Source organism: Enterovibrio makurazakiensis, from assembly GCF_050336585.1.
Taxonomy (GTDB): domain Bacteria; phylum Pseudomonadota; class Gammaproteobacteria; order Enterobacterales; family Vibrionaceae; genus Enterovibrio; species Enterovibrio gelatinilyticus.
The window spans coordinates 59,799-75,089 of sequence record NZ_JAKJSE010000013.1 but is presented as its reverse complement, the minus strand read 5'-3'; the positions used below and the strand labels follow the sequence as shown (position 1 = coordinate 75,089).

The following is a 15,291-nucleotide window of genomic DNA, read 5'->3' as shown; positions in this document are numbered from 1 at the left end:
CAGCATGTTCACGCAATGACGATTTGTTCACGCCGCATCCTGCGAGCGAATGTCATCGTCAAGAGGAGATGTGCTTTTTTCCTCTTCTGGCGGGTCACCGAAAATGAGCATGCACAGCGCGGTAATGCAAAAACTCAGCAGCGCAATAACCACGGGAATCCAAAAATAGAAACGCGGCCAGAGGAGAATTTCAGACGCAGAGCCAGAATCAATAGACTTGAACATGGCTTTGCCAGACGCAGCCAAAAAGAAGCTGCCGACAAGCAGCATCATCAACATATTGAATTTATCGACCCAGAACTGGATGCCCTTTGGCAGCCTGTCTCTGATCAGGCTCACTTTCGGGTAAGAATGGTTGAGCAGCGCATAAGAGACGCCAAGGAAAGCCACAGGCACCAGCAAAAGAGCGGTGGCCTCTGTCACCATGCCGTCTGGACTGTTAAGTATGTAACGCACTCCCACCCCGTAAGTGATCCAGGCAGCCTGGACCACTACGATGGCAGCGCCAACATACAACAACGCCAGAGACACAGTGCGCAAGAGTTGAAATATTGTTGTTTTCATCAAGCGCACCTCATCAACTACTTAGCGTGCGCCGCGAACAGGCCCCGGATCTCATCGGCGAGTGGCACACCACAGGCTTTGTTCACTTCTGGGCTCCATTTCTCAACAATGCCCTCTAGCAAAGCTTCTGTGCGTTCTTCCGACATAGAAACTGCCGAACCACCGTTCGCCATGACCGCGTCACCCACACGCTCGTTTACCCAGGTTTCATAACGAGGCTTCAACCAGGTTTCGGCTTCTACTGCGGCTTCTTTTAATGCTTTCTGATTGGCAGGGCTGAGATCATCAAACTTATCTTTGTTCATCATGTAGATGATGTTGCCGTAGAACATATTGGCGTTGACCATGTACGGCATCACTGACCACAACTTCCAAGAACTGTATGTCGCCACCCCCATGTTGATGCCATCTACCACGCCACGCTCTGCGGATTGGAAGACTTCTTTCGGTGCAACGAATACGGGTTTGCCGCCCCACGTTTCAATCATCAAACTCACCAATGGGCCAATTGAGCGTACTAATTTTCCATTCAATTTACCGATGTCTGATACTGGATCTTCAAACCACCATTCCTGATCGTACGAATAGTTAGAGTTAATCAAAGGGATCAGATCAGACTTCGCCGCTTCCGCTTCAATCAAGCTGGCATAAGCGGCATCAAGCTCAATTTGTTTCTCCAAATCAATGGCGACGGGGTATAAAGAGGTCACGCGATAACATGGAAGACGTGTATCTGCTGGCACCCAGCTGATATCTGACACGCCGCCTTGCATCGCATCCACCCCTTCACTCCAACCATGCAGGGTCGATGATGGGAAGATCTGAACTTTCAAATCACCGTTACTTTTCGCAGCGGCCAGCTCAGCAAACTTCTTGAAGCCTTGGTAGCGAACATCAGATTCATTCACATAGGTCGACAAGCGAATAGTCTCCGCAGCTTGGGCGGCAATTGGCATCGCGCCAATGAGGGCGCAGGTGATTGCGGTGAGGCGGAAGGCGTTGGCAGTTTTTGCAATATTCATGTGACTTCTCCTTGTCTCTTTCGACACAGATTGGAACGTTTAAAACATGAGGCCGCCCGTTGGTGATTTGCGGCGAGGTCTATAACAGGTGCTAGTAATAAGCATGACCACATACCGTCTTTATGCGTTATGCCAATTCGATTGGTCGGCATGCCGATTTTTAAGGGCACAAGATGTATTGCGAATAATCAGAGAGTTGGGGCAATAACACCCCCTATACCCCTGAAAAAGAAAAGGGTTTTCACATAAAGATTTTTTGCTGATTTGGCATTTTCTTATCTTTAATGCCTGAACAACGAATGCGCTTTGTTAAGTTTAAAGAAGCGATATGCGGAACGCAGTTCACACAAAGGAATGTGATGAAAGGCTTTGTAGTCTGCAATGTGGGGGTCTCAAAAACAACCTCATCGCTACGAGCAACTTGGATGCATTACAGGTTTGGAGAGGATGTTTGGACTTTAAACTATTGGAAGATTTGGTGTGTCTCGCCCATTCCACCAGCTTTACCTCAGCGGCGAGAGAACGATTTGTTACCCAACCCGCGTTTAGTCGACGTATCAAAGCCCTTGAACAGTGGGTGGGAACGGAGCTAGTAAACAGAGAATCGCAGTTGCTTGAGTTAACGCCGCAGGGGCAAGCCTTTGTTATTGAAGCAGAAGAGATTCTGAATCGATTGTACATGGCGCGAGATTCTGCCCGTTCACTGAATCAACAAGCCAAGAATGAAATATCTGTCGCGGCGCAAAACTCCATTGTGCAAACACTCTTCATGCAATGGATGCAACACATTGAAAAAGCAGTTGGGCCGGTTTATGTGCGTCTTTCTTCAGATAGGCTGTCAGATTGCATCGAAATGTTTCAAAACGGGTCCGTTGATTATCTTTTGTGTTATACCCACGACACGCTCGGCATAGCGATTGACTCTGAACGCTTTCAAAGCAGCGTGATCGGCATGGAAACGCTCGTGCCCGTGTCGCTTAACATGAATGGGCATCCTCAACATCAACTTCCGGGGTCGGAAAATAACCCGATTCCTTTGGTGGCATATACCCATCAATCCTTGTTTGGAAAGGCGATAGACCAGTTGCTTGAAAAAGAGCAAGGCTTCTTAAATCGACGTTACGAAAACCCCTTTGCTCACACGCTCAAATCCATGGTGCTGGCTGGATATGGCTTAGCGTGGCTGCCCCGTTCTTTTGTGAGTGATGAATTATTGCGAGGTGACTTGTGCATTGCTGGGGATGAGCGATGGCATGTGCCATTTGAGGTTCGTCTCTATTATCGCGACGCAGAATCTGCATTCGCTAAATCCATTATTCGTATATCAAAAACCATGTTTAACGAAGGCGATTTCGTCGCTCATGGCAGAGTGTATATACCCAAGTAACCCATCATCAACACACTATTGATAGGCGACACTCCAACCACCCGCAGAGCGGGTAGCAACAATTTGGTGCTCGCCCATTTCGTCACGTGCAGCTTGACCGACAAGAATGCGTAAAATACTGCGCATGCTTTCGCCTTGCTCCGTCATTGGCGAAGCGCGATCGAGCTTTTCAAATCCCGGTGAAATCTCACTGGCGGTGCGTCGAAGGGTAAACACCACGCGTCGGTAACCTTGCCTGTCGGCATCGGAAAGCACGTCAACATACACGCCAACCGTGGTATCAATTTGCGACTGAGGCACTGGCTCAACGGTAATCACCTGAGGCTCACCACCTGCCACCGTCGTTCCTGCTCCTGGCGCAAAGTCAGTCATGCGACCTGAAGGGCCGCCATTCGATGGCGTCACCATAAGACGCAAGAGCGTTGAGCTAATGGTAGGAATCACCGCGCCCGCAGCAAGCATAGATTCTTGAATCACAGTGCCACCAATAATGTTTGCCATTCCCCCTTCAACAAGGCGCAAGCCCGCACCTGACTGGGCAACATGATCCAAAATGGTAATCGGCACTAGTCGATTGGCTGCCGCTCCAACAGGCATCAGTCTCGCCAGCGCTTCTGCTGACAATCCGGTTGCCTCTAACAACGCGCCTTGCAAGATCCCACAACTGGTAGGCGAACCGCCTAACCAACGCACAACAGCGGGCAAGCTGTCCTGCACCTTTGCTACTGCTGTAGCAATATCTACTGTCGCTTCTGCCCCTTCAATGACAACGTAGGCATTTGCACGCGAGCCTATTCCTGCTACTGCACGCTCAGTGAGCTCTCTCGGTGCCACTTCAAACAAGACCCGAAGCGGACCGCCATGCAATTTGAGCAACTGACCGGCCGCATTCCGTACATACATCACTGCATGATTGATCCCGCCTTCTGTCACGAGAATCATGGCGCCACGCTGAAGGGCTTGCATCATTTCAGCCGTCGCTGCAGTGCGAGTGGCAAACACAGCACCGCCTTCTCGAACAAACGCTTCGCCTGTTTCTCTTAACACGGCTTCCGTGGCAATTTCACCACCTTCGCGTACTACTAATCGAGAACCTTGCCGCTGCACCGCTGTTCGAACTAACGCCGCTGGTGCGCGAATCAAGGCTCTCGCTGCTACCCCTGCCGAGCCAAGCGTCGCCATGTCTAACATCAAGAACCCGACACCTAACACGCGCTGGAAATAGGTTTCCGCTTCTCTGATTTGTTGAATAGAGCCGTAAATGGGCACCAGCGTCCAAAGGCTGCGGGATGGATCAGGCTCTCCCGACGCATGACGGGCTCGGTTCTCTTCAGGGCTATCGGATGCCGCCCATGTAACCAGCCCAGCAGCAAGGCCAATCCCTGCCAAAATCAACCAAGGGGCAATTTGATGGATATCTTGGTCAACACCGCGTCGAATCTCATAGCGCCGACCACGTAACGCGGCACTCACTGCAAACTCAGCCTCATGCTCTGAATACCACGATGGCTGGCTAATTCGCACGTTGCCAGCACTCGGCATGCCAGATCCTAGCCGGCCCTGCACCGTGTGTGCTAACTCATGCCCCAACACGTGCTGCCCGGCTCGACTTCGTAAATCGACACTGCTGTCCATCACAATATGGTCGTTGAGGGCAAAGGCGACCGTATTTAACGCTTTCAGCGATTGCCGCGCAGCATGACTTTGATGCAAACGAATCGGCGACAGATCGTATCCATAAGATTGTTCGAACGGTGCTCGGATATCTAACGGGATGGGAACGCCGCTTTCTTGACCGAGCAGACGTGTAGCTTGAGGAACAGACGCAGAAGTTTTTGCTACTGGACTCGACGTGTCATGCTGTTTTGTTTCCGTCGCCGCACCCAGCAACGCATTCCCCCACGTCCCCAAGGCTGAAGAAACTGAACGTGGCACGGGCGGTGCAGCAACCATAGAAGTTGGCGCCGTGGACTGGCTTATATTTTCTGACGCTGATGTAAAACGACGAATGACACGTGCCATGTCTAAAGGGCGAGTATCACTGCCACCGGGAAGAATACGAGGTGGCAGTGCCGAGGTAGCCGCCCCCTCAGGCTTCCGATCCAGTATCGAGGACTCGGCTCTGCTCAATACATCACTTTCCACTGACATGAACGAAAAAGGTTCCGCCGTTTGCATCGCCCCGAGGTTCTGAATCACCTTGGGTGACTGAGCCTTTTGGGGCGCAAGAGGTTTGCTATTGCGCTTACCACTCCGCTGAGTGCCGCGCTCATTTTTCGCCGTATCAGCGTGTTTCTGAGTGGGTGCCAAGCTGGGCATCGTCAGTCCTTCTCTACCTGAACAACGTCACATCGTTATGCCAAGTTGCTGCTTTGTTTTTGTTCTTAGGTGCAACGTCCTAAGTCTCAGATTTTCATCGTGATTCTCGTTATCACTTCTTGGGCGTTTTTCTTTTGGTCGTTTGCGTAGCCGTTGCTCGTCTTCTGACCGGAACGCGGACAAAGACATAAACCGTCACCGAAAAGAAATATTTTAACTGGCCCTATAGCAAATAGGGCATGATTATAAGTCCTCAGCCAATTCATATTCACTTATGAAATCCAGAGCAACTTGACTAATAACCTCAGCCTCGAAGTCCACATTAAGCATATAAGTATTGGGGGCAGACAAACCAAGCAACTCCCCAATAACAACCTCCCTCTCACTATCTTCAAGATATTCCATTGAACCTATCAATCTAAGCACATCACTGGAACGCTCTCCATTCGCCTTTAGGTGATCCATTAATAATCGGTATGGCAAAGCAACCTCAGCATAGTTTAATGAGTTTACAGCAACCTCAAATCTAATAAATTCTTGCATTGCATCAATGTAATTCCTATCAGTGATATAATGAAAAATGACTTTACGACCATAATGCTGGGCTAAAGTTATTGCAATACCCGTATTTCTTTCTACAGCACTTGGAAACCTATCTACAATAGTTTGAATATGGACAGACAAACCAGATGCGTAAAATGAATCTATTACTCTTTCAAGTACACCTGCAAAACCTGGGCTATTCTTAAACGTCTCTGGCGGTATCTTCTCTAACAGAAAAATGATTTCATCTAACTGCTGCTTGGAAAATTGAGTATCACCATCAATACGTGATGATGCATATATAAGTTGCGTATAGAGCCCCTGAATCTCGATGTCCTTTTTTATCATTTCAGCGTCTCCCTTCAAATCTTTAGATATTTCATCCTTCAGGTTAGACCTTATAGCACTTGTGTAAGTTGGGAGAGTCGCCTTTATTTCATCAATAACACTTACCTTGACTAAAGCAGTAGCCCCTGCAACACCTAACAAACCTAAGAAAAACAGGGCAAAATTCCATATCCGATGCCTTTTATCTTCTCTCTCTTTAATTTTACGGTCAACTTCATCTACCACGTTGGAAACGAATGTTTTCATTAACATCTCATTGGGTATGATGTCCTTTACTAACGAATCATTATCACTACCTTCATCACTCGAATGTTTAGTCATTAACTTATCCTCTTTATTAAAATTCACATTTAAAACCGAAGTTCATAGCAATACTCTCAAGTGCTCAACAAAAAACAGATACAACACTTCAAGTTATTTTTTCGTGCGTATCTTCATCGTAATTCCCAACCACTACTTCTTGGGCGTTTTTCTTTTGGTAGTTTGCGTAGCCGTTGCTCGTCGGCGAACAGGCGTCGCTTTTAAGGTTGCATCCACCCGCGTTGTTTTTCTAGGGCGAGGCTTAGGCTTTTCTTCCGTCTGCGGCTTTACGTCCACCGTCGGCTTGGGCGCCATTCTAGGTTTTGTCTCTTGTTTAGGTTTAGGCTTTGGTTTGGGTTCTGGCTTTTGTTGCTGCGCGACAGAATCTTGTAACTTATCCATCTCTTTTAACTGTGATTTCTCACGCTCAATCGACTCATCAATTTGTTTATTGAACACGGCCCGCTGCTGCTCCAATGATGCAATGCGACCTTCAATACGTGACTTTTGTGCAGCCGCGTTTTTTTGCGTTGTTCCAATCGGATCGGGGTTGTTATTGGGTTTTGCCACCTTTTGCAATTCAGCGACCAGAGAAAGGTGCTTTTTCAATATCTCATTTGCTTTTGCCATGATGAAATCCTCTATCAAGCCTGCTGATTAAACGCACTTTGTGGCGCAGGAAATTCAGTGTGATTAATCACTGAGCCGCTGGTGATGTTGCCAACAAAAGGTCCCTGCATATTGTTAAAATCGAATGACGGTAAAAATCGCGTGTTGGCTTTCACTTGGTTCCCCATTACCACCGCGCGATAGCCACGTAAAATCACAGTGGCATCTTGCCCCACCTCATCAGGCACAAAGCCTACGTGCTCGACATAATTGTTATTAAAGAACACTCGCTCGAACCGAATGCTGAGGTTATCAATGACTGAGGTAGAGAGAATTTCCACAACAGTATCGGCGCCGCGACCAAGAAACTTGTTATTGCTAATCTGTGCGGCATAACCGATGCGTAACGCCGTATCACCCAAGGGAAAGGCAATTTCAATGAGCCCTTGCAACAATAAAGCCCTGTCTTCCAATACCCTCTCTCGTGTCAGCAAATCTGAATATGACACCAGATTGCTCTCTATACGCGCTTCCAACACATACAGCGCAGCAATTCCGACGGTTCTGGCTGGGTTCACTTGGTCGTCGTCATCAACGCCCGTGTTGAGCACCTCATTAGATTCCACATGGCATTCACCCAGTTGGAACAAACAAGCTATGGACGTCGCAAAGATCCCGTCTCCCGCCACGCCAACATAATTGAGACGATTTCCAATCACCGCAGCGCGAGCGAGACACAAACCAACGAAAATACCACCATGTGTACACTTGCTGATTTGGTTGTTGATGATGTCCAGTCGAACGCAGCGCTCACACATCATTGCGGCGCTGCCGTCGACAATGTGATTATTTTGAATTTGAATGTCTTCACATTGGCTTGCAAACACCGCCAATGTACAGCGAGCCAAGGTGTTGTCGTCCACGTTGACCAAACTGCACTCCGTGACAGATATTGACAATTCAATGCCCGTATCCCCGGCTACATCGTTGTTTTTAATCCGCAGACCATTAACCTGTTGTGCCACAATCGCGCCAGAGCACCCTTGAACCCAGTTTTGCGCCACGGTGATACCACCCGTGAATACATCCTCTTCACTACCAATCACAATGGCTATCTGCGTTTCAATCTGCTCTTGGGTTTGAATACGGTTTCGTTCCACCAATGTCCCTAACCCATGCACGACAATGCCTCTGCTGTCTTCGGCGGCAAGCATGATCTGATTTTCTGACACCACAGCAAACGGGCACGCCACTTCTATTGCAACTGCATCTTGATGACTTTGCAGACGACGCAGTGCAATTCGGTTGCGGGTAATTTCGCTAAAAGAGGCCGTTGAATAAGGTCTACCGAGCGGTTGGTCGTTCACGATAATCCCACGCAGGTATCCCTGAATATCATTGCCAGATACCCTGACTCGCCCCGTTAGTCGAGCGACGACGACACCTGCGATCCCGCTCTCTTGTTCGACGTTGGCATTAATTCGGTTGTTCTCAATCTCCAAATCTTGCCCACCATCGTCCATCCAAACGCCAATCTGCGTGCCTGACAACGAACAGCGGCTCACGCGCACTCTTTCGCAATCAAACAAACCTATGGCGGGGTTATCCGTAAACTGCAAGTTCTGTTGCAGCGACGTGACTCGGCAATCTTCGAGAAGGCTGTCTTGAACGTTACGAAATGCGATAACACCTTCAGGCTTTTCGGTGCGAAGTTCTGTTTGAATCGCGAGGGTGCAGACATGAATACCAGATAAGATTTCACCTTGATCGGAGCGCACAATAAGCGCAGCTTCCGCGCCCAAATTGCGAATTTGAGCGCCATGAGATTCGCCGTGTAACGTCACGTTAGGAAATCGGATGCGAAGTGGACGACGAATAATGTGCATGCCCGTTTTCAAACAGACACAACCACCGAATTGGGGTGACAAGCTATCAAGAGCGTTTTGAATGTCTTCGCCGGGACGCACCACAACGGTACAACACCCCGCCATGCCTATGGGATCTCGACAATCTTGAAAGATTGGCCCGACAAATTCGCCGTTCAACGCATCGACCACAGCCAAACGACAGCGATGATGATGCACTGATTGCGGCGGCGCCTGAGTCAGCGTTTCAACTGAACTGTCGGCATAGCGAGTAATGAAACTCCAATTATCACCAACATGATAATTACCCGCACCATCTTGACGAGACAAGGCGACTTCTACCCCGTCTTCCAGTGCAATAAACGTGTTTTCAGGAACGGGAATTACGCCATCACTGCCTGGGGCATCAAGGTTGATGATTTCTGTGCCATTCGTGTCCAACACAACGCCGAATTGATCCCAGCGACGCAACACAGGGTGAATAGAAGCGTCGGCAACCGTCGATGCGGGAATAAGCGTTAGAGCACCTGCCGCTATAGGGTGTTCCAGCACCACGGTATTGGTAGCATCATCCACCGTTAACACTCGCACCATGGTGCCTGCCACGCCTTCTAAAACGCGAACGTCATCGGTAATTTCAGCCCAATCCCCCGCGTTAAATCTTAGATAGTCATCCTTTGCCACCTGTTCCAGTGTCAGGATGTTATTGGCGGTTTGCGCCAATATTCGCCCTGCAAATGCACCGTTCACCCTCGACCATTTCGCCAAAGGGACACCATCGTCATTGATATCGTGTATCGATACCATATAAGTTCGATTTTCCAGCCCACGGTATCCACCTTCTGGTGGCAATTTACAGGGATTGCTCACCGCAGACGTTGGGTTGGCACGAGTTGTTAAACGTGCCGTTGACGGTTCAATGAACGACTGCCAGCCCTCAATATCCTGATCATCAGTATTACAGGTGACATCCTCCCCCACAGGACCAAATAGACGAACCTGCCACACGGTTTGAATTCTGGCACTGGTATCAATGCCAATGGCGGGGTCAATCAAGTCTGGGGCTTCTAAAAAGGTGACTGAGCGCTTCCATACATCGAGATAAGCCAAATAGCGCCCATCGGCAGGCTCAATGCCCGCATCGGCATCATCCTCCAGACTGCCTAACATCGGGCGATATGGCTGATCGAGATAAGAGGTAGGTTCGAGGCTATGTAGTTCTTCAAGGGGTAACGAGAAACGGTGTTCGCCACCGCCGAATGATTCGGCCAGCAAGCCATCAATGTAATAGCGACCGGGGTGAATGATCAGCTCACCCGCGGATACATCAATACGGAAGCTGTCGGGCAAATGGGCGGGATAGCCACAAAAACCCGCTAAATCAATAGTCTCTGCTCGAAAACGGCGATCGACGATCGCTGCGCCTTCGTTGAGTGGCGTGTCAGAGACCACTCTGCCCTGCATGGTGACCATTTCCGTATAGTTATGGCGAGGGTCAAACGTTTTTCCTGAAATATCGACAGCCATGACGTTCTCCTTCAAGTCACGTATATCAAACCCGCATCGAGGCCGATGGGTAAGAATTCACTGAGACGAAACAGCAACGCGTCGTGTCGCTGCGGCTGATAAAGATGGTGATACACCCCCATTTCGCTGCCACTGTCTGCGCCGCGGAGAACTTCTTGGGGAGATGAAAGCAATAATTGTGCGTAAGCAGGATCGCCGTAGCGTCGAGCCGTAAACGCGGGTACAAGACGAGCAACAACACCGCGAACAATGTGTTCTTTCTCGGTATCGGTAATAAATGGGTTGTGGGTTTCCGCGGCATCGACGGCTTGCGAAGAAGCAAACTGAGGCTGGCAACGATGCTGACGAGGGACGCGAGATTGTGGAGGAATATAGGAAAATCGCGCGCAGCCCGTTTGACGCTGCAATGCCCACACGGGGGAGTCCCACGAGTCGGCTTGTAGCAACGCTGCATCTATCAATGAATTAGAAATCAAAGGGAATGACCGCGCCGCAACCTTGCCTATCACGGTCGCTTCACACAAGGTGAGCACCCCACCATGACTCATTTCATCTTCAGCAGAAAACGCTATACCATCACGGGATGTCGCATCGACGATGCTGTTGGTTATCGACACCGCGGCTCCCTCAACAGTACGCACCGCACCGACGATACTCTTCTCAATTTCCACCGTGACATTTGGAATTTCCACCACCAACGAGGGGGCGTTTGGCGATACAGGAGTTCGGTCTATTAGCAATGATTGACCGGGCACGAGAGTGACGTTTCTAAGCACCAAGCGTCGCAATTGATTGTCGCCAGTATCTGGCACAACCAACCTGCCGCCATGCACAACCAAACCATCAATCACCACTTCAGCTTCAGCGCCGCCCACCACGGTGAAATCATCACCATCGAGATCGATAAACGTACGATGCCCGTCAGCAGCACGTAACGATAAGGTTTGGTCGGTATTCACTGAGATAGCAGGTGCAATGGTAAACCCATGCGAGACCGCAATCTCTACCACACCACCTGAGACGGTCAAATCAAGCGCGGCTTGAATGTCATCCCCCGCGTGTATGTGTTCAATATTGCCAGAAGACTGGATAAACCCTTCACTACGCGAATACGCGCCACCACCAATGTCGGCACAAGCACCGTAATGAAACGTAACCTCTACATCCTCGGGCTCGTCCATGCTGGCGGGCAAGGACATTCGCCCCAATTCAGGGTCGATCGACACTCTGTCTACAGGGGAATGCGCCCAATCTGCACCGTCATCGCTGAGGTTGCAGATCTGCACTTGATCAACTGTTTGCATGATGCCATCAAGCACCACAGTAAAGGCATGAGGGTAGTAATCTTCGAGCCGATGACCAAGGTTACTGCGCCGTTGTAAAGGAATAGGCAGATTGACTTCTTGCGCGAGGTGATTGATGTCCGGTTCACTTTGAGGCGCATTAAACAGCGGGCTGTTGATCCCCATCGGATGGAACAGATATCGCCGCTCGGCATGGCGATAGGCGGGCGTTAACGATTGGCGATAATGGCCCAATCGCCACAAAAACAAACCGACGTGGCGAAAATGATGCAGGCCTTCACTTTGGCTAATTCGCCCCGTCGCCACGGTGTAACTGGCGTTATCAAATGCAGTACCAATGGCCTCACATTTCACGGTATCACGCACATTCAAGGTGTAGTGATTCTCTGGGCGAAGTGATGCTAAGTGCTCAGGACGCGCTAAGCGTTGAAAGAACTCGACAACTCTTGCAGGCCAACGCGTGGTGTCGATTGCCAATTGTTCTAACGCGAGTGCCACACCACGGCGTCTTGTTAAACGAATATGGTTTGCCGCAGCAGCACGTTGACTGACATTGGGAATTGGCGGCCCATATCGATAACCCACCAGCTCACCAATATAAGGCGCAGCCCACTCATCACAGGTTTCAATAAACTGGTTGTCATACAGTCTGTCTGTATCATTTTTCACTATCGCCGCTTGTTCGGCGAGGATCGCCATCAATGCCTTTAATGGAAATCCCTGTGTTTCATCGCGCTTGCGATAAACCTCTGGAAGTAGCTGATACAAGGCTTCCGGTGACAAGCTATTCATTCGCTAACCTCCAGATAATCCAACGGGCCGGGGTGCAAGCTCAACATTGACGCTCCCAATACATCAGCAATTGCCCCACTGCTCCCCACCTCCGCCATGGCGGCAGCAATACCGTCATGTCGTTTGGGTGTATTACCCACGTAAAGCCTATCAATCACTGCCGCTTCAACCCCTGCCACATCATGAATCAGGGCGAGGATCTCACTGGCAAAAACAGGCTGACCAAAGCGTCTCGCTTCAAATGACAATGCCGTTCTCAGCGTTTGCTCAACCTTGGAAAGCACGTCATCGCTTAAATAATCAGAGTGAATTTCAAGCCGCACTCCTAGCTTGAAAAAGGTGTGACGAAAACTGCGAAGAATAAATCGTGCAAATGGGTCACCCGCGGCAATGAGTGCATCCGTTAAGTAGGTATACAAATCACTGTCTTCATCAACTTGAGCTCCCGCTTCGGCAGCAACCGTCACAACCACTTGTGGGCCACCGGAGACATGCAGCCACTGCGCACTTGCTTTCGCGATACCGCCGTAGCCTTGAGCAAAATCTGCATAATCAGTGATGGAGACCACTCGCCCAAGGGTGCGGCACGATAAGGGCGCACTCAGTCGAATCGCATCACGCCCTTCGGGATCTGCGCCACCACTGGCACCCAGTAAATTGTCCACACCCTGCACACCGAGCGGCTGTGACATCAGCATTTTGAGCTGTCCGGGTTTGACTCTTCCCATTAAGCCATGGGTTTTGCGGTAACTGGCTCGAATATTTTGCTGCCCTTTCCCCGGCATCGCGCCTTGTACGCCATCACCAAAGGTGACATGACTGTAACCTTGTTCATCCACACGCAATGTGTAAACACGATCAGCAGGCTGAGAGTTGAGGAAATTCGGTACTTGATGCCAAAGGATTTTGTTTACCCTGACCTCAAGCGTCGGTTTCACGCCAGACGGGGTTGCCGCAGGCACAAAGGTTTGAGGAGCTTGACGAGTGGATAATGTGACATGTGGCTTTGCGCCTCCGTCTCCGAGCACTTCCACCGCGGATTCACCCTGCGTCGCCCCTGCCACATTGGCGGCAATCCTCAAACTTTGTGGAAAATAGTCTGCCCCCAGCGGTTCGGTAAGCGTGAGTGATGTTCCTCCTGATGGCGAAATATCATGGCTGATAGATTGGACAGTTCTCGTTGCAATCACTGGCGTGTCACCGCTGCCTTCAGCCAAGCCATTCAGTATCACTTTCCGCCCTTCTTCTAGCCCGACAAACCAGTCGTTTAAAACGACGGTTACATGCTCAGCATTCAAGGGCTGGGTGATTGGCGGATCGGCTAATGAGAGCCATTCACTTGCGCCGAACACCGTGGTTTGGCGAATCGTAAACTGATTAAAGTGGTCGCTGCGATCTAATGACAAACGGCTACTCTTTCCCGTCACTGCAAAGAAGGAAACCGACACATCCGCCGTCTCTGAGACGCTGTACTGCGCCCAATTGTCGCCATCTCGTACGATCACATCACTATCAACCCCAATCTCAGCGACCGGACGCTCTAGAAAGAGCTGGTTGCCACCACCATTCATTAATGCCAGCGTGCCTTGGTCTGCCCATGTTGCATCGGTTTTTCCGAAATAGGGGCCTTGTTCTAGGCTCTCTACCACCACGTCGCTATCATCAACGCTATACACAGGCACCATACCTGTAAGTGAATGATGAAGGCTTGACAGTGGTGGTGCAGCATGACCAAAAATGGCGGCAGAAGCACGAAACACTTGTGCCCGCTTAATCTCGCTAGTAGCGGTTTTCAGCGGTGCAATGAAGGTTTTTTCATCCGTTTTGGCGTCAGTCAACAAGGTGAACATTTGACTTTCACTTAACGTCTCACCGAGTTTTTCCTCCACCAAGGACGTGAAACTGTCCGCCGCAGAAAAACCGCTTGGGGATGAAGGCTCAGACAAAGGAGGGGTGCCAATAGGTGACACGGTGACCCACGTCAGATCTTTCGATTCGGGATCTTTTGATACATCCGCAAGTACAGGAGTGACTGCATTCACCACCGCAAACACGGAGGTCCCATCATCCGCTGTAAAGGCAATGCCATCCCCCGCTTTTAATCGAGTATTGATGCCTTCAAACGGCAATTGGGTGGTTGATGCGGTGAGTGGATGTGGCGCTGTTAACTTAGGACGAATCGCATTCCATTCTGCCCGTGCGTCGAGATCGTCTAAGGTTTCAAAAATGACCGGGGTTTCATCTTGTCCTGGTGTACTTTGTACTTTGGTTCCCGCAGCAACCGTCACTTGCTCAGGGATCCCAGGTCCAGCGGCGATACTAAATGATAAATCGGCACTCGCCGCTGCACCAGGGTGCGGCACATAATCAATCAAGGTCGCCATCTCATGCAGTGACTGCGGGATTTGCGCCGTTCTCACATAGGCTTCATTCAGCCACATTTCGTTGTAAAACGTCAGCACATCACAACTCGCCGCCCACGCATCCAATAACGCCATGGTGAAATCGTCGTGCGAACGCGTTGTCAGTATCCCTAGCGAGCCGTATTCTGACGACGATAACCTTGCTGCCATGCTTTGGTAGAAGTCTTCGTGCAAGCCAGCCCGAAAGCTGACACGAGCCAAACCCGTGGCATTATTTGGCGCTTGGGGAGTTAACACACTCGTGCCCTTGCATGCACCGCAGTGAGATTGATCATTGAAGTCGGTCAT

At 50.1% G+C, this 15,291-nt stretch carries 9 protein-coding genes; 1 reads left to right on the top strand and 8 read right to left on the bottom strand.

Annotated features, from left to right (window positions below):
- Nucleotides 1-27 precede the first annotated feature (27 nt).
- Complete coding sequence (locus L4D06_RS10990; protein WP_429739382.1) at nucleotides 28-564, bottom strand: TRAP transporter small permease; 537 nt, start codon at nucleotides 562-564, stop codon at nucleotides 28-30.
- Between the two features lie 17 nt (nucleotides 565-581).
- Nucleotides 582-1,586, bottom strand: a complete 1,005-nt coding sequence (dctP, locus tag L4D06_RS10985; protein ID WP_429739380.1) for a TRAP transporter substrate-binding protein DctP — start codon at nucleotides 1,584-1,586, stop codon at nucleotides 582-584.
- A 451-nt stretch (nucleotides 1,587-2,037) separates the two neighbouring features.
- On the opposite strand from dctP, the gene L4D06_RS10980 reads away from it, so the two are divergent.
- The gene (locus L4D06_RS10980) at nucleotides 2,038-2,973 is read left to right on the top strand and encodes a LysR family transcriptional regulator (protein ID WP_429739378.1); all 936 of its coding nucleotides are present in this window, start codon (nucleotides 2,038-2,040) and stop codon (nucleotides 2,971-2,973) included.
- Nucleotides 2,974-2,988: 15 nt separating this feature from the next.
- On the opposite strand, the gene L4D06_RS10975 is transcribed toward L4D06_RS10980, so the two are convergent.
- The 6 genes from L4D06_RS10975 to L4D06_RS10950 form a co-directional block, all read right to left on the bottom strand.
- The gene (locus tag L4D06_RS10975) at nucleotides 2,989-5,292 is read right to left on the bottom strand and encodes an eCIS core domain-containing protein (protein WP_429739376.1); all 2,304 of its coding nucleotides are present in this window, start codon (nucleotides 5,290-5,292) and stop codon (nucleotides 2,989-2,991) included.
- 243 nt (nucleotides 5,293-5,535) lie between these two features.
- The gene (locus L4D06_RS10970) at nucleotides 5,536-6,504 is read right to left on the bottom strand and encodes a hypothetical protein (RefSeq protein WP_429739374.1); all 969 of its coding nucleotides are present in this window, start codon (nucleotides 6,502-6,504) and stop codon (nucleotides 5,536-5,538) included.
- A gap of 132 nt (nucleotides 6,505-6,636) precedes the next feature.
- Nucleotides 6,637-7,113, bottom strand: a complete 477-nt coding sequence (locus L4D06_RS10965) for a hypothetical protein (protein ID WP_429739373.1) — start codon at nucleotides 7,111-7,113, stop codon at nucleotides 6,637-6,639.
- 14 nt (nucleotides 7,114-7,127) lie between these two features.
- Complete coding sequence (locus tag L4D06_RS10960; protein ID WP_429739371.1) at nucleotides 7,128-10,484, bottom strand: DUF6519 domain-containing protein; 3,357 nt, start codon at nucleotides 10,482-10,484, stop codon at nucleotides 7,128-7,130.
- An 11-nt stretch (nucleotides 10,485-10,495) separates the two neighbouring features.
- Nucleotides 10,496-12,580: a hypothetical protein gene (locus L4D06_RS10955; protein ID WP_429739370.1), complete on the bottom strand. Its 2,085-nt coding sequence runs from the start codon at nucleotides 12,578-12,580 to the stop codon at nucleotides 10,496-10,498.
- Nucleotides 12,577-15,291: a baseplate J/gp47 family protein gene (locus L4D06_RS10950; protein WP_429739368.1), complete on the bottom strand. Its 2,715-nt coding sequence runs from the start codon at nucleotides 15,289-15,291 to the stop codon at nucleotides 12,577-12,579. The genes L4D06_RS10955 and L4D06_RS10950 overlap by 4 nt, the downstream gene beginning before the upstream one ends.

Coding starts and splice junctions, on each gene's coding strand:
- L4D06_RS10990 (WP_429739382.1), bottom strand. CDS start 564: ATGAAAACAACAATATTTCAACTCTTGCGCACTGTGTCTCTGGCGTTG.
- dctP (WP_429739380.1), bottom strand. CDS start 1,586: ATGAATATTGCAAAAACTGCCAACGCCTTCCGCCTCACCGCAATCACC.
- L4D06_RS10975 (WP_429739376.1), bottom strand. CDS start 5,292: ATGCCCAGCTTGGCACCCACTCAGAAACACGCTGATACGGCGAAAAAT.
- L4D06_RS10970 (WP_429739374.1), bottom strand. CDS start 6,504: ATGACTAAACATTCGAGTGATGAAGGTAGTGATAATGATTCGTTAGTA.
- L4D06_RS10965 (WP_429739373.1), bottom strand. CDS start 7,113: ATGGCAAAAGCAAATGAGATATTGAAAAAGCACCTTTCTCTGGTCGCT.
- L4D06_RS10960 (WP_429739371.1), bottom strand. CDS start 10,484: ATGGCTGTCGATATTTCAGGAAAAACGTTTGACCCTCGCCATAACTAT.
- L4D06_RS10955 (WP_429739370.1), bottom strand. CDS start 12,580: ATGAATAGCTTGTCACCGGAAGCCTTGTATCAGCTACTTCCAGAGGTT.
- L4D06_RS10950 (WP_429739368.1), bottom strand. CDS start 15,291: ATGACCGACTTCAATGATCAATCTCACTGCGGTGCATGCAAGGGCACG.